The organism is Sphingorhabdus sp. (assembly GCF_040079335.1).
Lineage (GTDB): Bacteria > Pseudomonadota > Alphaproteobacteria > Sphingomonadales > Sphingomonadaceae > Sphingorhabdus_B.
This window is the reverse complement of sequence record NZ_JBEBKL010000028.1, coordinates 1-20565: the sequence shown is the minus strand read 5'-3', so window position 1 is coordinate 20565 and position 20565 is coordinate 1. Positions and strand designations below refer to the sequence as shown.

Sequence of the window (20565 nt, the reverse complement as noted above, 5' to 3'; positions counted from 1 at the left end):
CAAATAGCTCTATCTTTCGGCATACAGCTTGATCAGTCGATGCATGTAATCGCGCCCGTCATAGACCGACTGCACCCTTATCCGTTCGTTCAGTCCATGAATGCCACCGCCGTCAGCCTCATAAAATATACCGGGAATGCCATAGGTCGGGATACCGATCAGCGCGGTCATCGTGGCGTCAGTCGCGCCGGTCGACATGGTCGGAACCAGCGGCACTCCCGGGAAAACCTCACCCGCCAATTTGATCGCAGGATCGAGGATGCGCTTGTCGAGCGGCGGCGGCACCGCCATCGGGCGATGCGGCTTACGCAACGTCACTTTGACGCGTGGATTGGCGATCGCCGCCTCAATGGCCATCTGCGTTGCCTCTGTGGACATTGTCGGCACGATACGGCAGTTGACCACGCCCTTGGCACGCTGCGGCAGCGCATTGGGTGCGTGGCCAGCATCGAGCATCGTCGCGACGCATGTTGTGCGTAGTGTCGAGTTCATCACCGGATCGGCTGACAGGATCGTGGCGGCTTGCGCGTTGCTCTCGTCCGCCAGCAGATCCGATATAGCCTTTTGCCCTGCAGCAGGTGCTGTCGGTGCCATCTGGGTCAGGAAGGCCCGGGTGGTGTCGTTCAACTGTACTGGAAAGCCCAACCGCTTCACCGCCACAATCGCCTCGGCGAGATCGTAAATCGCATTATCGGGGCGCGGCACCGAGCTGTGACCACCGGGGTTGGTCGCTTCCAGATCGAATATCCGGTTCGCCTTTTCGCCAACCTGGATCGCGAGGAATTGGGGCTTCCCGTTTTTGTCGAGCCGCCCTCCACCGCCTTCGTTCAATGCAAATTCGGCAGAAAGCGTTTCGGGCAAATTGCGCGCCAGCCATTCGGCACCGTTCAACGCCTTGCTCGAACTTTCCTCACCGCAGGTGGCCGCAACTTTGATCGTGCGCTTTGGCCGGAAGCCCGCTTTCTTGAAACGGATCAGGCTGTCGACCCAGATCGCCGCCTGCACCTTGTCGTCCGCCACGCCTCTTGCATAGAAAAAGCCATTTTCCTCAACCAGGGTAAACGGGTCACGCGTCCAGTCTTCGCGATTTGCCTCGACAACATCGATATGCGCGAGGAGCAGCATGGGCTTCAGCTTCTTTGAACTGCCTTTTAGTTCGGCGACCAGATTGCCTTCGCGTTCATAACCGGGGACGACAATCACGCGTGCCTCGTCTTTGGTGAAGCCGGCGTCGTGCATTCGCTTGGCCAGTTGGTTGGCGGCGATCGTGCAGCTGCCATTCGAATAAGCCGTGTTGGTATTTACCAGCTCGACATAGAGCTCGCGGAAAGCAGCTTGATCGGGGCGCAGCGTCTGGGCTGTCGCGCCGCTTGTTACCAAGGCTCCAATACCCGCAGCAACCACCCATTTTCCTGAACGCATCTCTTGCCCCCGTCTGATAAATCGCTGTCCCGAGGCTATCGGTCGCGGCCATGCTTTTCAACCGCCGAATTTTTAATTTGACATACAGGAACAAATATAGAACTTTAACGGAAATTCTAGAGATTCGGAGAAACAAAATGTCATTCGTCGCTGCCGTCCTTTTCGCCGCTGCATTCCTGCTTTCGACCTATGCGATCCTGCTGACGCTGGCACAGAAATGGGATCGGATTGGCGCTGTTGTAGCCATGCGCGGCGCACCGGTTGAACGTGTCATCCGCCTCGGTGCTGTGCGCTATACAGGCCAGCGTGTGCGGCTGGTTGTGGTCAATGAACTGGAACCGCAGCCCGAACAGCAGGCCTTCGCCTTTGGCCGGTTGCGCGCTGCCTGATTATTCCTGACACAGAAAAAGCGCTGCTGCATATTGGTGCGTCAGCGCTTTTTTTGCGTCCGATATATATGGAGACCGAAAACAAAAAAGGCGGAACCCGAAGGTTCCGCCTCTCCTGTTTTACGACAGCGCGTGAAGCTTAGTTCACGGCGTCCTTGAGTGCCTTGCCAGCCTTGAACTTGGGCTGGTTCGAGGCAGGGATCTTCATCTCTTCACCGGTGCGCGGGTTGCGACCGGTCGAAGCCTTGCGCTTTGCGACAGCGAATGTGCCAAAACCGACGAGACGGACTTCGCCGCCCTTCTTCAGTGCCTTGGTGATGGCGTCAAAGGTAGCTTCCACTGCCTTGCCTGCATCGGTTTTGCTGAGTCCGCTGGCATCTGCAACGGCTGCGACGAGATCGTTCTTATTCATGGTATCGGGATCCCCCTCTCAATTGAAATATTAGGACCAATTCCGGGATGGAATCGCGGCTGGGCCGGAGCGGGAATAAGGAGGAGAAACCGCCCTCTGTCAAAGGAAATATCCGCAAAAAACCGCGCATTTCGGTGAATTGAAGTATAATCTGTCGATAACTGCGTTGAATTGAGTGTAACTGGCGGTAACCGCAGCACAAAACTGTCCCGAAATGCGGCAGGACGCGACGTCAAATACCATCGCGTCCTGCATTAAATACGTCAAATTGTCAGGCCTAGCTCGCTCTAATGTGTAACGGTTGCTCCCACCGCAGGCGCTGGAGCCGGGGGCTGCAGCGCCGCCAATTCGTCTGCTTCGGTCCATTCGACAGGAACAAGCGGCGAGATCAGTGCCCTTGCCAAAACCTGATCAACATGACTGACAGGGATGATCTCCAATCCCTCTTTGATATTTGCTGGAATCTCGGCGAGATCCTTTTCATTCTCCTGCGGGATCAGCACGGTCTTGATGCCACCACGTAGCGCCGCCAGCAACTTTTCCTTGAGCCCGCCGATCGGAAGCACGCGGCCACGCAACGTGACCTCACCCGTCATGGCGACGTCCCGATGGACGGCAATGCCGGTTAGCGTCGATACGATCGCTGTCACCATACCGATGCCCGCCGACGGCCCATCCTTTGGCACTGCGCCTTCGGGCAAGTGGATATGCACATCCTTGCGATTGAAGATCGAAGGCTTGATACCGTAGCTGGGCGCGCGCGCCTTCACATAGCTGAGCGCCGCCTGGATCGACTCCGACATAACTTCGCCGAGCTTACCCGTGGTCTTGATCTGCCCCTTGCCACCGACGGTGACGGCTTCAATGGTCAGCAATTCACCGCCGACTTCGGTCCAGGCAAGACCCGTCACCGCACCAATCTGGTTCTCGTCCTCACCAATGCCATGGCGATATTTGCGGACGCCCGAGAATTCGGCGAGATTTTCAGGCGTGATCGATACGCTCTTTGTCTTGCCTTCAAGGATTCGACGCAGAGCCTTGCGGGCCAGCTTCGCAATCTCGCGCTCCAGTGTGCGCACACCGGCCTCGCGGGTGTAATAGCGGATCAGATCGCGCAGCGCGTCATCGCTGACGTCGAACTCGCCCTTTTTCAAACCATGGGCCGTTACCTGCTTTTCAACGAGATGGCGCTTGGCAATCTCCAGCTTCTCGTCCTCGGTATAGCCTTCCAGCCGGATGATCTCCATGCGGTCGAGCAGAGGCTGCGGCAGGTTCATACTGTTTGCTGTGGTCACGAACATCACATCCGAAAGATCGAGGTCGATTTCCAAATAGTGATCATTGAACTTGTTGTTCTGTTCGGGATCGAGCACCTCAAGCAGCGCCGACGCAGGGTCGCCGCGGAAATCCTGTCCCAGCTTGTCGATTTCATCGAGCAGGAACAGCGGGTTCATCGTCCCTGCCTTTTTCAAGTTCGACGCGATCTTGCCCGGCATCGATCCGATATAGGTGCGGCGGTGACCGCGGATTTCGGCCTCATCGCGCACGCCGCCCAGCGACTGACGAATAAACTCACGCCCGGTCGCCTTGGCAATCGACTTGCCAAGCGAGGTCTTGCCGACACCCGGAGGGCCAACGAGACACAGGATAGGCCCCTTCAGCTTATTGGTGCGCGCCTGCACCGCCAGATATTCGACAATACGGTCCTTGACCTTTTCGAGCGCGAAATGGTCCGCATCGAGAACGTCCTGCGCCTTGGCGATATCGCGCTTCAGCTTCGATTTCTTGCCCCAGGGTATGCCCAGCAGCGAATCCAGATAGTTGCGCACCACCGTGGCTTCCGCCGACATCGGCGCCATGCCGCGCAGCTTCTTCATTTCAGCCTGTGCCTTGGCTTTGGCTTCTTTCGAAAGCTTCAGCGTGTCGATCTTGGTCTGCAGCTCGGCTAGCTCGTCGCCGCCGTCTTCATCGCCATTGCCAAGCTCGCGCTGAATCGCCTTCAGCTGTTCGTTGAGATAATATTCGCGCTGCGACTTCTCCATCTGGCGCTTCACGCGTCCGCGGATCTTCTTTTCGACCTGCAGCACGCCCAATTCGCCTTCCATGAAGGCAAAGGACATTTCGAGGCGCTTGAGCGGATCGGCCTCTACAAGCAGGGCCTGCTTGTCCGAAACCTTGAGGTTGATGTTCGCCGCAACGGCATCGGCAAGTTGCGCAGCATCCTCAATCTCGGCAAGTTGCACCGCAGTTTCGGTGGGGACTTTCTTGTTGAGCTTCGAATAATTTTCGAACTGCTCGACAACAGAGCGCATCAGGGCAGTTGTCTCCGGGCCGTCAGTCGCTTTCGCCTCGATCAATTCGACTTCGGCTTCTACATAGTCCGCCGCGCGCTGATGCAGGCGCAACAGATTGGCGCGCTGCTTGCCTTCGACGAGCACGCGCACGGTGCCATCGGGCAATTTCAGCAGTTGCATCACGGTCGCGGAAACGCCGACCGTGTAGAGATCGTCATAATCGGGATCGTCCTCGGCAGGGTCGAGCTGGGTGACGAGGAAGATTTCCTTGTCCGCCGCCATCGCCTTTTCAAGCGCGATAACCGATTTGTCGCGCCCTACGAACAAAGGCACGACCATGCCCGGAAACACGACGATGTCGCGCAGGGGCAATAGGGGAAGAGATTGCGTCATATTTACTCCAGCCCGCGCCGAATGGCGATGCGGAAACTTGGCATCAATATGAGCGCGATTTTTCCCGGTTCAACGGGATAGCGGTGAAATAGCGAGAAAAGCTGGGGAAAAGCGCCTCAAAAAGGCAATTTGAAACCCGGCGGCAGTGGCAAACCGCTCGTCATCTTGCCCATTTCGCTGTTGCTGGCGGCATCCGCCTTTTCACGTGCATCGTTAAATGCGGCGACGACAAGGTCTTCGAGCATGTGTTTGTCAGCAGGCACCATCAAGCTGTCGTCGATCGAGAGCGATATGATCCGGCCCTTTGCGCTGGCACGCACCTTGACCAGACCACCGCCTGAAACGCCCTCAACTTCGATGGTGTCGAGCTTGCCCTGGGCTTCTTCCATCTGTTTCTGGATAGTTTGCGCGGCCTCCTGCGCCGCTTTCATCATCTCTTCGATGCTTTTCATGCTCTGAGGCTCCGGATTTCTGCTTCATGGGGAGAGTGTATCGTCCGCCCGTCAACATGCACTTCGGCCTCGGGAAAGGCTGCGAGCGCTGCCTTGACCAGCGGGGATTCGAGAATTTCGGTGTCTTGCGCAGCGCGCTCGGCCTGTTCCTGTTCATACAGGCTCGGCTGCGCATCGCCTTGGGTTTCGGCGAGCTCCCAGCGTGTGCCTGTCAGACGAAACAGCGCATCATTCAGGTCGGCGCCAAATCCCTGATGCACCGGTCCGGAAAGCTCGAATTCCAGGCGCGGCGGGGCATAGCGGACCAGTCGGACAACATCGTGCAGCGTCGCCGCAACACCCGGATGGCCGCCACGATCGAGCGCCTCGACAAGTGACTTGAAATCCGAAGGAAAAGCCGATGCAGCCGCCGGAGCGTCGCTCGCGACAGCAGGTGCACGTGCCTGCGTAGGTACCTGCGACGGAACCCCTCCCTGCTGCAACAATCGCGCAAGTTCTCCGGGATCGGGCATCGACGCGCCGTGCAGCACACGCAGCAAGGCCATATCGCAGCATTCGAGCGGAAGGCTCGCCTGCCGGACTTCCTCATGCCCCTTCAGCAGCAATTGCCAGAGGCGATGCAGCAGCGGGAAAGACAGGCGCCCGGCCCATTCGTCAATTTGCGCGCGCGCTTCTTCGGGTAAAGATGCGTCTGCCGGACTACCTATTTTGGCGAGCGTTACCAAATGCACTTCGCGCAACAACCCAGCCATTGTCGCTGCTGGTTCGACACCCAGACTATATTGCTGTCTTGCCTCTTCCAGAACGGCTTGCGCCTGTCCCTCGAGCAGCAAACCAAAAAGGCGCCGCACCGCTGCGCGATCAGATAGTCCGAGCATCGAACGGACTTGGGCCGCCGTGACCACGCCTTCGCCTTCGATGTCAGCATGGGATATTGCCTGGTCGAGGATCGATTGGCCATCCCTCGCCGAGCCCTCAGCAGCCTGGGCGATCAATGCGAGCGCTTCATCCTCAGCCTCGACCTGTTCATTCGCGCAAATCATCTTGAAATTTTCGACCAGAAGGTCCGGCGTGATACGCTTAAGATCGAAACGCTGGCACCGCGACAGAACCGTGATTGGAACCTTGTTGACCTCTGTCGTCGCGAACAGGAATTTCACATGCGCGGGCGGTTCTTCCAGCGTTTTCAAAAGCGCGTTGAACGCGTTTTTCGACAGCATATGAACTTCGTCGATAATATAGATTTTGTAGCGCGCAGAGACCGCAGCATAGCGCACAGCCTCGATTATCTCGCGCACGTCGTCAACGCCGGTGTGGCTGGCGGCGTCCATTTCAATCACGTCAATATGGCGACCTTCGGCGATCGCGCGGCAGGGCTCGCACACACCGCAAGGATCAATGGTCGGACCACCCTGTCCGTCCGGACCGATACAGTTCAACGCCTTGGCAATCAGGCGCGCGGTCGAGGTTTTCCCTACCCCGCGCACCCCGGTCATCAGGAAGGCATGCGCCAGACGACCGCGTTTGATCGCGTTGCCCAGCGTTTGCACCATCGCATCCTGACCGATCAGTTCGGCAAAATTTTGTGGACGATATTTGCGCGCCAGCACCCGATAGGGTGATGCTGCGGCGGCCTTCGGTGCCTCGGGCAGACCAAGCCCTAGGGCATCTTCGGGCATATCCGGATCGCGCATGGCAAAGCCGGGTTCGTCGAGCGCCGATGGGGGTGAATCGTCCATATGCATCCGATAGGCCCGACTGATTATTTTGTCGAAGGGCTATTTCAGTTGCGTGCTAACCGGCGGGCAAAATGCGCCTGCACCGCGCTCGCCACCGCACGCGCGACCTTTTGCTGCCCGTCATCCGACGACAGGAAGGCGGCGTCATCAGCGTTACTGATATAGCCGGTTTCGAAAAGCACTGACGGTGTATCCGGCGCTTTGAGCACAATGAACGACGCAAATTTATGCGATTTTTCGCGCAACATCATATTGGGCTTGGCTTCGCGGATCAGCAATTTGGCAAAACTGGCCGATACATTCATCGTTTCGCGTTGCGTAAGATCGATCAGGATCGAGGACACTTCCTGATCCTGCCCGCCCAGATTGACGCCGTTTAATACATCCGCCTTGTTTTCCCGCGCGGCAAGCCGTTGCGCCTCACGGTCGGAGGCGACTTCGGACAAGGTATAAACCGTGCCACCCCTCGCCTCCTGATTTTCGGCAGCATCGGCATGAATCGACAGGAAAAGGTTCGCTTTCATCTTTCGGGCAATGCCATAGCGGTCCTGCAACACGAGGAAGCTGTCGCCATCGCGGGTCAGCGCCACGCGCACCCGACCGGTATCGACAAGTTGGTCGCGAATGGCGCGGGCGATTGCCAGCGTCACGTCTTTTTCGCGTTTGCCGGTCAGCGGGTTGATTGCCCCCGGATCGTGCCCGCCATGCCCGGCGTCGATCACAACCAATGGCAGCCGGGCATCGGCGGGTCCGAATATTCGGGGCATTCCGCGCGCCACGCCCTTGCCGATGGGTGCTGTCACCTCATATCGGCGCTTGGGCGGCTCTGAGCGGAAAGAGTGGATGAGCTTGCTGAAAACCGTGCGAAGTAAGCCTTGTTGAGCCGACGGTGCGGCCACCGGCTGCGCCGCTACAATCAGAATAGCAAAGAATGCGTTGAACATCATTGAAGCAGGCTTTTGCGCAAAATAGGACAATCGGTCGAGGGAATTTTTCGCAGCCGCCACTTGCCCGCCTGACATAGCGGTGCTAGCACGCAAGCTCGGTGCTATATCTTTGATAAGTATAGTCCGCCAAGACGCCGAACAGACTGACTTTTCGGCATAAAACAGGTTGATGTTGCATGTGGCATGAAATTTCCCCTTCCACCGCCCCGACAGGGTCCGGTGCGTTGGCGGCAAATTACGCCCGCGCGAATTGCGCCCGCGGTGCCCTTGCAGCAGACACATTCGTACATTCCCCGTCATCGAAATCAGCAGACAGGAAAGTCCTGACTGCGATCGGTGCCGGACCACTTTCAGAAAATATGGCCCCCGTATTCCTGCTAAAAGCGGAACAATGGGAGGCACGGAGAATTTATAATGAAAACGCGCATGCTCATCGACGCGCGCCACCGGGAGGAGACCCGCGTAGCCGTCGTAAAAGGGAACACGATTGAGGAATTCGACTTTGAGTCGGCTGAACATAAGCAACTCAAGGGCAACATCTATCTAGCCAAGGTTACCCGGGTCGAACCGTCGCTGCAGGCGGCATTTGTCGACTATGGCGGCAACCGGCACGGTTTCCTCGCTTTCAGCGAAATCCACCCCGATTACTACCAGATCCCGAAAGAGGATCGCGAACGGCTGCTGGCTGAAGAAGCCGCAGCGGCAGCCGAAGAGGCTGCCCTGCGCGAACAGGAAGAGGCCGAGGAGGACGAGCCTTCGGGCATCATGCGTTCTGAAGCGCATGACGAGGAAGACCCGGATTTCATCGAAGTCGAAAGCGACGACCGCATCGATACGATAGACATCACCGAAGGCGAAGAGCCCGATCTTGAAGCCAATGGTGAAGAATATACCGAACGCGATGCATCATCCGACGCTGAAGAAGATGGTGATGGCCGCAAGGATCAACGCGGTCGCCGTCGTCGCGGACGTGGCGGCAGAAGCAGCGCCCCTAAAGCGAGCGATGAAGCCCGCGCCAAGCGCCTCAATCTGCGCCGCCGCTACAAGATCCAGGATGTGATCCACAGGCGGCAGGTGCTGCTGGTACAAGTCGTTAAGGAAGAGCGCGGCAATAAGGGCGCCGCACTGACCAGCTATCTCAGCCTTGCCGGCCGCTATTGCGTACTGATGCCCAACACCAGCCATGGTGGCGGGATCAGCCGTAAGATTTCAAGCGCATCAGACCGCAAGCGGCTAAAATCGATCATTTCGGATTTGAGCTTGCCTTCGACGATGGGCTGCATCATCCGCACCGCTGGACTTGCCCGCACCAAGCCCGAAATCAAACGCGACTTTGATTATCTCGCCCGCCTGTGGGACGAAATTCGCGAACGCACGCTGAGGGGTGCGGCGCCGATGCTGATCCATTCGGATAGCGATCTGGTGAAGCGCGCAATCCGCGATATCTATAACAAGGATATTGACGACGTTCTGGTCGAAGGTGCCGAAGGGTACAAGGCAGCGAAGGACTTCATGAAGTTGCTGATGCCTAGCCATGCAAAGCGGGTGCAGCATTATGCTGATCCGGTTTCGCTGTTCCAGCGCCACGGCGTCGAGGACCAGCTGAACGCGATGTACAATCCGGTCGTCCAGCTGAAATCGGGTGGCTATATCGTCATCAACCCGACCGAAGCGCTGGTTTCGATTGACATCAACTCGGGCCGCTCGACCAAAGAACATGGTATTGAGCAAACCGCGCTTGCCACCAACCTTGAAGCCGCGCGGGAAATCGCACGCCAGTTGCGTTTGCGCGATATGGCCGGGCTGGTCGTGATCGACTTTATCGACATGGACCACCATTCGAACGCCCGCAAGGTCGAGCGTGCGATGAAGGAAGCGTTGAAGAACGACCGCGCGCGCATTCAGGTTGGTCGTATCTCCAGCTTTGGCCTGATGGAAATGAGCCGCCAACGTTTGCGTACCGGCGTGCTCGAAGCTTCAACCCGCGTCTGCCCGCACTGCGAAGGCACCGGCCTTGTGCGCACAGCTTCTTCATCGGCGCTGTCTGCGCTCCGCCTGATCGAGGAAGAATCGGCCCGCGGCCATGGCAGCCAGATTTCGCTCCAGGCCAGCCAGGAAGCAACGATCTACATCCTCAACAACAAACGCACCGAACTCGCCGAGATCGAGGATCGCTATCACGTCCGCGTCGAAGTGCTTCCCAATGGCGAAGTCGAAGGCGCGAAGATGGTCGTGACTGCAAGTGGCCCGCGCCCCGAACGTCCAGCGATCCCTGCCCCGATTGTCGATTTTGACGACGATGATTACGACATCGAAGACATCGAGGACGAAGTCGAAATCGACGAGGTCGAAGACCGCGCCGACGAAGGCAGCCGCGAAGATCGCAACGGGAAGCGCAAGCGCCGTCGCCGTGGTCGCCGCGGTGGACGCAATCGCGAACGCGATGAGCAGTCAGGATCGGCGGAAGAAGGCGCCGAGCGTGATGTGCAGGACGCCAACGAGCAGGAAGCTAGCGAGGACACCGCCGAAGCCGAACCGGCACGCAAACCGCGCCGTTCGCGCGGCGGACGCCGGAAAGTGGCAGGCGATGCCGAACCAGTTGCTGCAGAAGCGGCGACCGAGGTCGAAACGACTGAAGCTGAACAACCGGTAGAAGCGACTGCACCGACGAAACCGAAACGGGCAAGCCGCAAGGCCAAGACCGCAGAGGTAACGGAAGTTGTTGCCGACGCTGCGCCAGCCGAACCGGTCGCTGCCGAACCAGAAGCTGCCGAAAAGCCGAAAGCACGCCGCAAACCCAAAGCGAAGGCAGAAGCAGAAGCGCCTGTGGCGGAAGAAGCCGCACCGGAACCCGCCAAAAAGCCGCGCCGCGCCAGCAAGAAAGCCGACGCTGAACCCAAGGTAGAAACCTCTGCTGAAGGGGATTCGGACGAATCCGGTGATGGACCGCGCCGCGGATGGTGGCAGCGCACTTTTGGTTGATTTTCCGAACCCGGCCCGACGTCGCATTATGTGCGCCAATCGGGCCGGGACGGTATCGGCTTCATCCGCCATTCATCGCTTACCGTGCATCGCATAAACATGTTTGAGGGCGAACGGGTGTTTCGATATTTTTCGAAGCTGATGGCGGCGATTGCCGCGACGGCATTGTGCCTGCAACCTGCCCATGCCCAATCGATTTTGCGCGACGCCGAAACCGAAGCCTTTTTTGATGAAATCTCGGAACCGCTGATCCGAGCCGCCGGGCTCAATCCGACCAATGTCGATGTCGTCCTGATCAACGACAAATCGATCAACGCCTTCGTTGCAGGTGGCCAAACGGTTTATTTGCACAGTGGCCTGATCCATGCCGCGACGACGGCCAACGAAGTTCAGGGCGTTATCGCGCACGAACTTGGCCATATCGAAGGCGGCCATGTGATCCGCTATAGCGAAGGTCTGGAAAAGGCAGGCACCATTTCTATCGCCAGTCTCATTCTGGCAGCAGCCGCAATCGCCGCTGGCGCAGGCGAGGCTGGCATGGGTATCATGGCCGCCGGTCAACAGGCCGCCTTGGGCAAATTCCTGGCATTCAGCCGTGTGCAAGAAAGCGTCGCCGATTCATCGGGCGCGCGCTATCTTTCAGCAGCCGGAATAACGGGCCGCGGCTCGATCAACTTCTTCAAGAAACTGCAGAATTACGAATTCCGGCTCGGCATCCCGCAAGTCGACAGCTATGATCGCACCCACCCCTTGTCAGGCGAACGCATCACCGTATTGGAAGATACATATAAGGTGGACCCTGCGTGGAATGCCCCACTCAATCCCAAATGGGAAACGGATTTCAAGCGCGTAAAGGCAAAGCTGCAAGGCTATATTGCCGATCCTAACACCACGCTTCGCGACTATCCGGAGAACGACAAGAGCGTGCCTGCACTCTACGCCCGCGCCTATGCATGGCACAAAGCGGCCTATCCCGAAAAGGCACTGTCGGAAGCAAACAACCTCATTTCCAAAAATCCGAGCGATCCCTATTTCCTCGAACTGCAGGGGCAGATCCTGCTCGAATCCGGGAAACCCGATGAAGCGTTGACTTCGCTGCGCAAGGCCGTCGATCTGACTGGCAACCAGCCGCTCATCGCCGCAGTTTTCGGCCATGCCCTGATAGCGACCGAAGATAAAGCCAATCTGGCCGAGGCAGAACGTGTCCTGAAGGCCGCTGTCTCGAAGGACAACAACAACCCCTTTGCCTGGTATCAACTGGGCGTCGTCTATCAGGCGCTGGGCGATGAACCCAGGGCAGCCTTAGCTAGCGCCGAACGCTATCTGATGGAGGGCGCACCGCAGCTTGCCCTGCCCAATGCTGCAACGGCGATGGCAGGCCTGCCCGAATATTCGCACGACTGGATCCGCGCGCAGGATGTGAAGCTGGTCGCCGAGGCGCAGGTGCAGAAAATGGAAAAGCGAAGGCGTTGATCGCGGTTAATCCGCTGGTCTGACATCGGCAAAGAAGCTACGCATCTGATATGGACCAGCAACAGACCACCAACCGCATTCCCCTGATCTTCGCCTTACTGGGAGCGGCCCTGTTGATAGCAGGGGGCATCTTTTTCTTTGCCAGCAAAGACGAAATGGTCCGTGGTGACAAGGCAGTCTATGCCGAAGCTGATGCGGATCGCGCGATTTCGGCGGCTGGCATCAACGACAAGGAACGCGCCGCAACCGAAGCGATTGTGCGCGCCTATATCCTCGAAAATCCCGAGATCATCACCGAAGCCGTCGAGATACTGCAAAAACGCGAGATGGCGAAACGGATGGATGCGGCAGGGAGTGCGATCACAAAGCCATTCGCGGGCGCGGTGGGTGGCAATCCCAACGGCACAATCACTGTTGTCGAATTCACCGACTATAATTGTGGGTTTTGCCGCTCCAGCGTCCCCGATCTGAACAGGCTGATGGGCAGCGAGAAGGACGTAAAGATCGTCTATCGTGAATTGCCCATATTGGCCGCCAGCAGCCGCGATGCCGCGCGCTGGGCGCTAGCAGCTGCCAAACAGGGCAAGCACAAAGCCTTCCACGACGCGATGTTCGCGGCAGGCCCTGCGAATGAACAATCGATCACCGCCGCTGCGCGCCGTGCTGGCCTCAACATGGATCAGGCAGCCAAGGACGCCGCTTCGGCAGAAGTGAATGCCGAAATCGAACGCAACCTCGCGATGATGCAGCAGATCGGCTTCAACGGCACGCCAACCTTCATTGTCGGCGACCAGATGCTCGAAGGGGCATTGGGCTATGATGCGTTGAAGACTGCGGTTGAAAAGGCCCGCAAGAAAGGCTGATCAGCCCTTTTTCCCCTGCGCCACCACATACCATTCGACTGAGCCTTTGCGACTGGCAGGCGGCTTGGCGTGTTTGACGGTGGTGAAGTTCGCCTTCAAGATCGCCAGCAATTCCGGATCGGTGCCGCCAGCAAAGGCCTTGGCAACAAAATCGCCGCCCGGTTGAAGCACTTCCACTGCAAAATGCGCCGCGGCCTCAACCAGCCCCATGGTCCGCAGGTGATCTGTTTGTTTGTGGCCGACGGTGTTGGCGGCCATGTCGGATACAACCAGATCGGGGGCCTGCCCCAGCGCCTCGACCAATAAGTCGGGCGCGCGATCGTCCATGAAGTCCATTTCGAACAGCGTCACACCCTCGATCGGATCGACGGGTAAAAGATCGATGCCCGAAATCTTGGCCGAGGGCAGCTTGCGCCGCACAACCTGTGCCCAGCCACCCGGCGCGATCCCCAGATCGACGACCGCTTTCTTGCCTTTCAGAAAACCGAATTTCTCGTCGAGTTCGATCAGCTTATAGGCCGCACGGCTGCGATAGCCTTCCGATTGCGCGCGTTTGACATAGGGGTCGTTGAGCTGGCGTTCGAGCCAGCGCGCCGATTGCGGGCTGCGCCGCTTGGCGGTTTTGACACGCTCCTTGCCCGCAGCACTGCGCCCCGAGCTATTCCCGCCAAAGGTGAATTTCGCCACAGGTTACCGCCTTTTCCGCCGACGCGCATCGCTCGCCATCAGCGCACGCAAAATGCCTTCGCGAATGCCCCGATCGGCGACACCCAAACGCTCGCCCGGCCAGATGTCGAAGATCGTTTCCAATATCGCGCAACCCGCCACGACCAGATCAGCACGTTCATGCCCGATCGTCGGGAATTCTGCGCGCCCCTTTGGTGGGCGGCTGGCGAGCGTCTGGCTGATCTCACGCATCGCTGAAGTCGGCAAATGCAGACCGTCAATCTGACGCCGGTCATAGCTTGGCAGGTTAAGATAGACACTCGCCAGCGTCGTTACCGTGCCCGAAGTGCCCATCAGGCGGTGATCGCCCTGCCCCACTGGCAAGCGTGCAGCAAAATCGGCAAAGCTCTCGCGAACCTTGGCGCGCATGGCGGCATAGGTTTCCTGCAGCGACTGTTCATCATCTCCCCGATGCGCCTCGCTTTCGGTGAGCGAAACCACACCCCAGGGCACACTCGCCCAGTCAAGTATTTCGGGAACCAAGCCGTCGGTGGACACGAGCACCAGTTCGGTCGACCCACCGCCAATATCAAAGATCATCGCGGGCCCCTCGCCTTCCTCGAGCAGAGCATGGCATCCCATGACGGCAAGGCGGGCTTCTTCTTTCGGGCTGATGACATCGAGTACGATGCCGGTCTCTCGTTTCACCCGTTCGATGAATTCGACGCCGTTCAACGCCTGACGGCACGCTTCGGTCGCAACCGATCGGGCTAGGACGACATTGCGGCGCTTCAACTTGTCGGCGCAAACCGACAGCGCTTCAATCGCGCGGTCCATCGCCGCTTCGCTCATCTTGCCGGTTGAATTGAGCCCTTCGCCAAGGCGAACCACGCGCGAAAAGGCATCAACCACAGTGAAGCCGTCATTGGCCGCACGTGCGATCAGTAACCGGCAATTATTCGTACCCAGATCGAGCGCGGCATAGGCCGTTCTGCCTAGCCAAGCCGGGCGAGCATCCCCACTGGACTGCGAAGTTCCCGATGGCGATGTATTTGATTGTGGATTGGCGGTCGCTTTTTCCGAACGCGCGTCATTCCCCTTGCGGGGTGCGCTTTGCGTCTCTGCAGTTGAGGCGGTTTTGGATTTTTTCCGGCCTTTTTTTGCGGCCGATTTTCCCCGTCCATTCAACTGCGACGATGGTGCGAATTCTTCGCCCATGGCCGTGCTCATTTCTTATTTTCTATCCGCAAACGGATACTACCGCGCGGTACTTGAAGGCGGAGATAACGGAGATAGCCCCAATATTCAAGTTTTTAGACGAAACGGGCACAGCGAGGGTCAGTCTGCGATTGACAGGCCAATCAACGCTGCCTAATTGCCCGCTCCACATTCCCCGGTCGTCTAACGGTAAGACTACGGACTCTGACTCCGTCTATTGAGGTTCGAATCCTTACCGGGGAACCATTATTTCAGCGCACTCAGGCGCTTTCCCCAGCCCCATCGTAACGGATTTCGAGGAAGCGGCCGCGGGTTGCCAGCTTGTCGAGTTCACCGCGCGCGATCTGGCCAGTCATCGTTTCGATTTCACGATCAATAAGCTTCAGTCCATCGACCAGCTGTTGCTCGGGGGTCTTCCCACCATTGTCCTGCCGCCGCAGCGGTTCTGGGATGCGTTTATAGCCGTTGATGAGCTCGGGCAGATGCTCGCCCACCAGCTTGCGCACTTCGCGAGAGGCCGGGTCGGTTTCGGCGAGTGTCTGCAATTGCGGCGCCAGCGCATCGAGCCGCAGACCGATATTCTGCACCAGCGGGATGGCAGGCGCGGGCAATGCGGGGCGCTGCGCCTCCAGCCAGATTTCGGTCTTGCCCGCGAGCGTGCCAAGATCGGTCTGCCGCAAGGATTCGGTCGTCGGCATTGGCATTTCGGGATAGCGCATCAGCGCATAGACCGCCGCCGCGCCGAGCACGCCCGTGATCATCACGCCCCAAAAGCCGATTCCATCAAGGATGGCGCCGACAATGCCTGCAGCGATCAGCAAGCCGCCAACGACAATGCCTGTCCGTGCCAATTTGCCAAAGAAATGCGCCCTGCGCAGCGCACGCGATTTCATCCCGATGGGCGGACCCATGCGGACACGCTTCAGCGAACGGCGTGCGCTGTCGAGAATTTCATCCGATTGGGTTGCGGGGCTTGCCAAGTCTTATGCCTCCAGCGAGCTCAATAGGTTGGTCTCGGTCGCGCCCAATTTGGCCTGCGACGCACCTTCAGCCCGCGCAATATAGCCCTTCGACTTTTCAACTTCCTTTTCTAGCGCTTCGGAGGTCTGCTTCATGCTTTCGAGCGCCTTGATCTTGAAGGTGTCGATCGCGTCCATCGTATCGTAGATATTCTGGAAAGCGCGGCTCAGCGTTTCGAGCGGGATGGTTGAAGCCGCCGCCTGTTCGTGGATCGCCGCGGTATTTTCGCGCAGCAACTTGCCGGTGCTGTCGATGATATTGGCGGTGGTGGTGTTTAGTGCGGTAATCTGGCCCAATACCAGCCGCTGGTTGGTCATCGCCTGTGCGACCGTCACCGCGGTGCGCAGCGCGCCTACAGTGGTGGTCGAGGCGCGGTCAACGCCCTTCACCAGCTCGACATTGTTCTTCTTGACCAGATCCATCGCCAGATAGCCCTGCACGGTCACCGCCATCTGCGTCAGCAAATCCTGATGGCGCTGGCGAACATAGAAGAGCGCGGTTTCGCGGATCGCTTTCGCCTTGGCAGGATCGGACAATTCAAGCTCAGCGGCCTTTTCCTCAAGCCGCCCGTCGAGCTGCTTTGAAATCAGGATCATCTGCTCAAGCTTGCCCATCGCCTTCCACAGATTCTGCCGCTCGACGTCGATCGCGGCATTATCCATCAGCAGCTCATCCTTGCCATTGGCAAGGCGGCCGAGGACCGAACTGATATGCCCCTGTGCACTCTGATAGCTATCGAAATAGTTGCGCAGCTTGTTTCCCCAGGGGATGATGCCGAACAGCTTCTGCTTGGTGGTCAGGTTGCCGCGCTTCGACGGATCGAGATCCTCAACCGTGCGGCGCAATTCGGCCAAGTCGGCACCGACGCCCGACTGTTCGTCCATCTGCCGGATCGGGCGGTCTAGGAAGCGGTTCGATTGGCCCGCCGCCTCCATAATTTCCTTGCGCCCCATATTGGTCAGCTGGTCGACACGCTTGCCGAATTCGGGGCTGTTCACATCCTGCGCGAGCAGATCGGCGATATAGCCTTCGACCTTTTCGGCGAGCTTGCCCTTGACCTCATCCTCCACAGGAACCAGCCCGATGGCCTTTTCGGCGGCAATCGGCGGCACGGGATCGGGCGGGGTGAGCTTCAGCTCGGTTTCGGTGGCGGTCAGTGTTTCACTGGTCGACATGCGGGTCGATCCTCCTCAAGCGGTGTTATTATGAGATAAATGGAACGCGTTTGTGGCGATTTCAAGCGAATCCGGTCGATGGTGTGTTATTTTTTTAATACACCTTGGCATTTATGGCTGGAGTGCCTTTTCGACAAGCGGCGCCAACCCGTCGACAACCCTCGATACGCCTGCCGCATTGGGATGGATGTTATCCGGCAGCATCAGCTTCGGGTCGGCAACCACGCCGTCGAGGAAAAAGGGATAAAGCAGCGCGCCATATTGCTTGGCGAGCTTCGGAAAAATCGGGTTAAAGGCATTGGCATAATCCGGCCCCAGATTGGGAGCGGCAAGCATGCCGGTGAGCACCACGTCAATGTCACGCTTTTTCAATTCTTCCAGCATTGCCGTCAGATTGGCCTCGGTTTCTTTGGGCTGGATTCCGCGCAGCATGTCATTGCCGCCCAGTCCCAACACAACAAGGTCTGGCTTCTTCTCCAGATTGTCGAGCACGAAAGTCAGCCGCTGCTTGCCGGCCGCAGTGGTGTCGCCCGATACGCCGGCATTGTGCACGCGGGCCTTTATGCCCGCTTTTTCGAGCGCATTTTGAAGCTGCGGTGCCAGCCCTTCGGTCGGACCGAGGCGGTATCCTGCGTAAAGGCTGTCCCCAAAGGCCACGACCAGCTCGTCATATTGTGCAGCCTTTGCCTTGGCAGGCACATTTTGTGCCGTTTCTTCCTTCGGTGCGGTTACGGGTGAAGACCCGCATGCTGCAAGGGCTTGGACAAGCAGTAAAGCCGCACCATATAGGGCAAAATTCGTCTTCATTAAGGAACTCTCCTTGTCCGCAGCAAAATCTGACGCGCCCGATATGGCGATACGGGCGTCGAATGTCACCCTCACGCTTGGCGCCAGCGATGCACAGGTTTCGATTTTGCGCGGCGTCGATCTGGAAGTACCTTATGGTGTGAGCGTTGCACTGCTGGGGCCTTCGGGTTCGGGCAAGAGTTCGCTGATGGCCGTGCTGGCCGGATTGGAGCGGGCAAGCGGCGGTTCGGTGCTGGTTGACGGGCTGAACTTTACCGAACTGGATGAGGATGCTCTAGCCCGCGCACGGCGGGGGCGGATTGGTATCGTATTGCAAGCATTTCACCTGCTGCCGACCATGACTGCGCTTGAAAATGTCGCGGTGCCGATGGAACTGGCAGGCATCGAAGATCCCTTCGGACGCGCATCCAAGGAACTGGAAGCGGTCGGCCTCGGCCATCGCCTGACCCACTATCCCTCGCAACTTTCCGGCGGCGAGCAGCAGCGTGTGGCCATAGCCCGCGCCATGGCAGCCGCGCCGAAAATCATCTTTGCCGACGAACCCACGGGTAACCTCGATGGTTCAACCGGATCGTCGATCATCGACCTGTTGTTCGAAAGGCGGGCGGCATTGGGGGCGACCCTTTTGATCATCACCCATGACCCTGCCCTCGCCGCGCGCTGTGACCGTGTGATCGCGATGCAGGACGGGTTGGTGGTGGAAGCGTGAGTTTAATGCTTACACCATCCTCTCTCCTTCAGGGGAGAGGCAGCGAGACTTGGGTTTGCGCAGCAAGCCCAAGTCGCAGCGGAGAGGGGTCTTTCGGCTGCCGCACTACACTGAAAACCCCCTCCCTGCTGCGACTAGGAAGCAAAGCTGCCAGGTGGCCTGTGGCCATCTCCTTCCTGTCGATTCCTCACTATCCCTCCCCTAAAGGAGAGGGACCGAGCGTATGACCCTTCCACTCTCAACCCTTTGGCGCATTGCCCGTCGTGATCTTTCCGCGCGCATTCGGGGCCTGCGCCTGCTGGCGGTCTGCCTGTTCTTGGGCGTTGCTACTTTGGCGGCGATCGGCAGCCTGACGGCGAGCATCACCGAGGAACTCTCGCGCCGCGGCCAAACCATCCTTGGCGGCGATATCGAAATCGGCATTGCCCAGCGCGAAGCCAGCGAGGCCGAGCTCAAAGCCTTTTCGGCGGTAGGCAAGGTTTCGGAGACTGTGCGCCTGCGCGCGATGGCTATCAGTAGCGATGGCAAAAAAAATGCACTTGCAGAGCTCAAGGCGGTCGATTTTGCTTACCCGCTTTATGGCAAGTTTTCCGCAAGCCCATATGGACCGCGTTTTGATCTTGTACCTTCCAAGCCCATCAGAGTGAGTCCTGGGCTGCTCGATCGACTGGACGAAGGAGGGCGGTCCGAGAGTCCTGTCCAAATCAGATTTGGGGAAACCAATTTCGAGGTTATTGCGACGATCGGTAATGAGCCAGACAGACTGGGAGAAGGGTTTACCTTGGGACCGGTGGCGATAATCGATTTGAGCGACCTGAAACAGACGGGGCTGATCCAGCCGGGCAGCATGTTTGAAAGCAAATATCGCATCAAACTTCCCGTCAGCGCAGATCCCGAAGTGGTCGCCAAATCGCTCGAGCAGCAATTCCCCTCCGCTGGCTGGGACATAACCGACCGTTCGAACGGCGCGCCAGGCACCCGCCGCTTCATCGAGCGCATGGGGCAATTCTTGACGCTGGTTGGCCTCGCTTCTTTGGTGATTGCCGGGATAGGCGTCGGCAATGGCGTCGGCAGCTATCTTGAAAGCAAGCGCGCAGGGATAGCGACATTGAAGGTGACCGGTGCTGACAGCGGGATCATTTTCCGCATCTATATGCTGCAGATCTTTGCCGTCGCGTGTGCGGCGATTGCGGTCGGCTTGGCAGTTGGCAGTGTGATGCCAATGGCGATTGGATGGGTCGCGGGAGACATATTGCCGGTAGCACCCGGCTTCTCGCTGCATCCCGTTCCTCTTATCGTCAGCGCTATTTACGGCCTGCTTATAGCCTTCGCCTTTGCCCTGCCCCCGCTCGCCCGTGCGCGCACCGTGCCAGCCGCCGGACTGTATCGTTCGGTTGTCGAAGGCAGCAGCCGGATCGACCGGCGGACAGCGATCTGGGTTTCGGCCAGCATCGCGGCGATTGTCGCCTTGGCTGTGGCAACGGCGCGCGAGCCGATCTTCTCGCTGGGCTTCATCGGAGCGGCTTTTGCGCTTCTGCTGCTACTCGCAGCGATTGCTTGGGTGATGCGCGCGATTGCATTGCGCCTACCCCGCCCCAAGGCCC

General features: G+C 58.5%; 16 protein-coding genes, 1 tRNA gene and 1 pseudogene. 7 read left to right on the top strand and 11 right to left on the bottom strand.

Annotated features, from left to right (window positions below; genetic code table 11):
• Positions 1-9 precede the first annotated feature (9 nt).
• Positions 10-1422, bottom strand: a complete 1413-nt coding sequence (locus ABL922_RS09195) for a M20/M25/M40 family metallo-hydrolase (RefSeq protein ID WP_349023913.1) — start codon at positions 1420-1422, stop codon at positions 10-12.
• 137 nt (positions 1423-1559) lie between these two features.
• On the opposite strand from ABL922_RS09195, the gene ABL922_RS09190 reads away from it, so the two are divergent.
• Positions 1560-1811, top strand: a complete 252-nt coding sequence (locus ABL922_RS09190) for a hypothetical protein (protein ID WP_349023912.1) — start codon at positions 1560-1562, stop codon at positions 1809-1811.
• Positions 1812-1950: 139 nt separating this feature from the next.
• Here ABL922_RS09190 and ABL922_RS09185 read toward each other — a convergent pair whose 3' ends face one another.
• The 5 genes and pseudogenes from ABL922_RS09185 to ABL922_RS09165 all read right to left on the bottom strand — a co-directional run.
• Positions 1951-2223 carry an HU family DNA-binding protein gene (locus tag ABL922_RS09185; protein WP_115548669.1) on the bottom strand — a complete coding sequence of 91 codons (273 nt, stop codon included), beginning with the start codon at positions 2221-2223 and terminating at the stop codon, positions 1951-1953.
• A 287-nt stretch (positions 2224-2510) separates the two neighbouring features.
• Positions 2511-4910 carry an endopeptidase La gene (gene lon / locus ABL922_RS09180; protein ID WP_349023911.1) on the bottom strand — a complete coding sequence of 800 codons (2400 nt, stop codon included), beginning with the start codon at positions 4908-4910 and terminating at the stop codon, positions 2511-2513.
• Positions 4911-5026: 116 nt separating this feature from the next.
• On the bottom strand, positions 5027-5362 hold the full coding sequence (locus ABL922_RS09175; protein ID WP_349023910.1) for a YbaB/EbfC family nucleoid-associated protein: 336 nt from the start codon (positions 5360-5362) through the stop codon (positions 5027-5029).
• Positions 5359-7041 carry a DNA polymerase III subunit gamma/tau gene (locus tag ABL922_RS09170; RefSeq protein ID WP_349023935.1) on the bottom strand — a complete coding sequence of 561 codons (1683 nt, stop codon included), beginning with the start codon at positions 7039-7041 and terminating at the stop codon, positions 5359-5361. Before ABL922_RS09170 ends, ABL922_RS09175 begins: the two co-directional genes overlap by 4 nt.
• Before the next feature lie 104 nt (positions 7042-7145).
• Positions 7146-7931 (bottom strand): annotated as a pseudogene (locus tag ABL922_RS09165) (N-acetylmuramoyl-L-alanine amidase); the annotation flags it as partial.
• A gap of 531 nt (positions 7932-8462) precedes the next feature.
• Here ABL922_RS09165 and ABL922_RS09160 point away from each other — a divergent pair.
• The 3 genes from ABL922_RS09160 (at position 8463) to ABL922_RS09150 (ending at position 13366) form a co-directional block, all read left to right on the top strand.
• On the top strand, positions 8463-11030 hold the full coding sequence (locus tag ABL922_RS09160) for a ribonuclease E/G (protein WP_349023909.1): 2568 nt from the start codon (positions 8463-8465) through the stop codon (positions 11028-11030).
• 141 nt (positions 11031-11171) lie between these two features.
• Positions 11172-12503, top strand: coding sequence for a M48 family metalloprotease (locus ABL922_RS09155; RefSeq protein ID WP_349023934.1), 1332 nt, complete (start codon positions 11172-11174; stop codon positions 12501-12503).
• 50 nt (positions 12504-12553) lie between these two features.
• Complete coding sequence (locus ABL922_RS09150) at positions 12554-13366, top strand: DsbA family protein (RefSeq protein ID WP_349023908.1); 813 nt, start codon at positions 12554-12556, stop codon at positions 13364-13366.
• Here ABL922_RS09150 and ABL922_RS09145 read toward each other — a convergent pair whose 3' ends face one another.
• Complete coding sequence (locus tag ABL922_RS09145; protein ID WP_349023907.1) at positions 13367-14053, bottom strand: RlmE family RNA methyltransferase; 687 nt, start codon at positions 14051-14053, stop codon at positions 13367-13369.
• Between the two features lie 3 nt (positions 14054-14056).
• Positions 14057-15250 (bottom strand): Ppx/GppA phosphatase family protein, encoded by a 1194-nt coding sequence (locus ABL922_RS09140; protein WP_349023906.1) that lies wholly within the window; start codon positions 15248-15250, stop codon positions 14057-14059.
• 172 nt (positions 15251-15422) lie between these two features.
• Between ABL922_RS09140 and ABL922_RS09135 the strand changes: the two genes are divergently transcribed.
• Positions 15423-15496 (top strand) — tRNA-Gln (locus tag ABL922_RS09135).
• 14 nt (positions 15497-15510) lie between these two features.
• On the opposite strand, the gene ABL922_RS09130 is transcribed toward ABL922_RS09135, so the two are convergent.
• The 3 genes from ABL922_RS09130 to ABL922_RS09120 all read right to left on the bottom strand — a co-directional run bounded on the left by ABL922_RS09130 (position 15511) and on the right by ABL922_RS09120 (position 18252).
• Positions 15511-16230, bottom strand: a complete 720-nt coding sequence (locus ABL922_RS09130; RefSeq protein WP_349023905.1) for a hypothetical protein — start codon at positions 16228-16230, stop codon at positions 15511-15513.
• A 3-nt stretch (positions 16231-16233) separates the two neighbouring features.
• Complete coding sequence (locus tag ABL922_RS09125) at positions 16234-17445, bottom strand: toxic anion resistance protein (protein ID WP_349023904.1); 1212 nt, start codon at positions 17443-17445, stop codon at positions 16234-16236.
• A 111-nt stretch (positions 17446-17556) separates the two neighbouring features.
• Complete coding sequence (locus ABL922_RS09120) at positions 17557-18252, bottom strand: arylesterase (RefSeq protein ID WP_349023903.1); 696 nt, start codon at positions 18250-18252, stop codon at positions 17557-17559.
• 43 nt (positions 18253-18295) lie between these two features.
• Between ABL922_RS09120 and ABL922_RS09115 the strand changes: the two genes are divergently transcribed.
• Together ABL922_RS09115 and ABL922_RS09110 are read left to right on the top strand one after the other, a co-directional pair.
• Positions 18296-18961 (top strand): ATP-binding cassette domain-containing protein, encoded by a 666-nt coding sequence (locus ABL922_RS09115; RefSeq protein WP_349023933.1) that lies wholly within the window; start codon positions 18296-18298, stop codon positions 18959-18961.
• A gap of 223 nt (positions 18962-19184) precedes the next feature.
• Positions 19185-20565: FtsX-like permease family protein (locus ABL922_RS09110; protein WP_349023902.1), on the top strand; the 1381-nt coding region annotated here is incomplete at its 3' end.

Excerpts from the sequence above, each read along its gene's own strand:
- ABL922_RS09170 (WP_349023935.1), bottom strand. The coding sequence starts at position 7,041 with ATGCCCGAAGATGCCCTAGGGCTTGGTCTGCCCGAGGCACCGAAGGCC.
- ABL922_RS09195 (WP_349023913.1), bottom strand. The coding sequence starts at position 1,422 with ATGCGTTCAGGAAAATGGGTGGTTGCTGCGGGTATTGGAGCCTTGGTA.
- ABL922_RS09120 (WP_349023903.1), bottom strand. The coding sequence starts at position 18,252 with ATGAAGACGAATTTTGCCCTATATGGTGCGGCTTTACTGCTTGTCCAA.
- ABL922_RS09150 (WP_349023908.1), top strand. The coding sequence starts at position 12,554 with ATGGACCAGCAACAGACCACCAACCGCATTCCCCTGATCTTCGCCTTA.
- ABL922_RS09140 (WP_349023906.1), bottom strand. The coding sequence starts at position 15,250 with ATGGGCGAAGAATTCGCACCATCGTCGCAGTTGAATGGACGGGGAAAA.
- ABL922_RS09160 (WP_349023909.1), top strand. The coding sequence starts at position 8,463 with ATGAAAACGCGCATGCTCATCGACGCGCGCCACCGGGAGGAGACCCGC.
- ABL922_RS09155 (WP_349023934.1), top strand. The coding sequence starts at position 11,172 with ATGGCGGCGATTGCCGCGACGGCATTGTGCCTGCAACCTGCCCATGCC.
- ABL922_RS09175 (WP_349023910.1), bottom strand. The coding sequence starts at position 5,362 with ATGAAAAGCATCGAAGAGATGATGAAAGCGGCGCAGGAGGCCGCGCAA.
- ABL922_RS09190 (WP_349023912.1), top strand. The coding sequence starts at position 1,560 with ATGTCATTCGTCGCTGCCGTCCTTTTCGCCGCTGCATTCCTGCTTTCG.
- lon (WP_349023911.1), bottom strand. The coding sequence starts at position 4,910 with ATGACGCAATCTCTTCCCCTATTGCCCCTGCGCGACATCGTCGTGTTT.
- ABL922_RS09125 (WP_349023904.1), bottom strand. The coding sequence starts at position 17,445 with ATGTCGACCAGTGAAACACTGACCGCCACCGAAACCGAGCTGAAGCTC.
- ABL922_RS09115 (WP_349023933.1), top strand. The coding sequence starts at position 18,296 with ATGGCGATACGGGCGTCGAATGTCACCCTCACGCTTGGCGCCAGCGAT.
- ABL922_RS09185 (WP_115548669.1), bottom strand. The coding sequence starts at position 2,223 with ATGAATAAGAACGATCTCGTCGCAGCCGTTGCAGATGCCAGCGGACTC.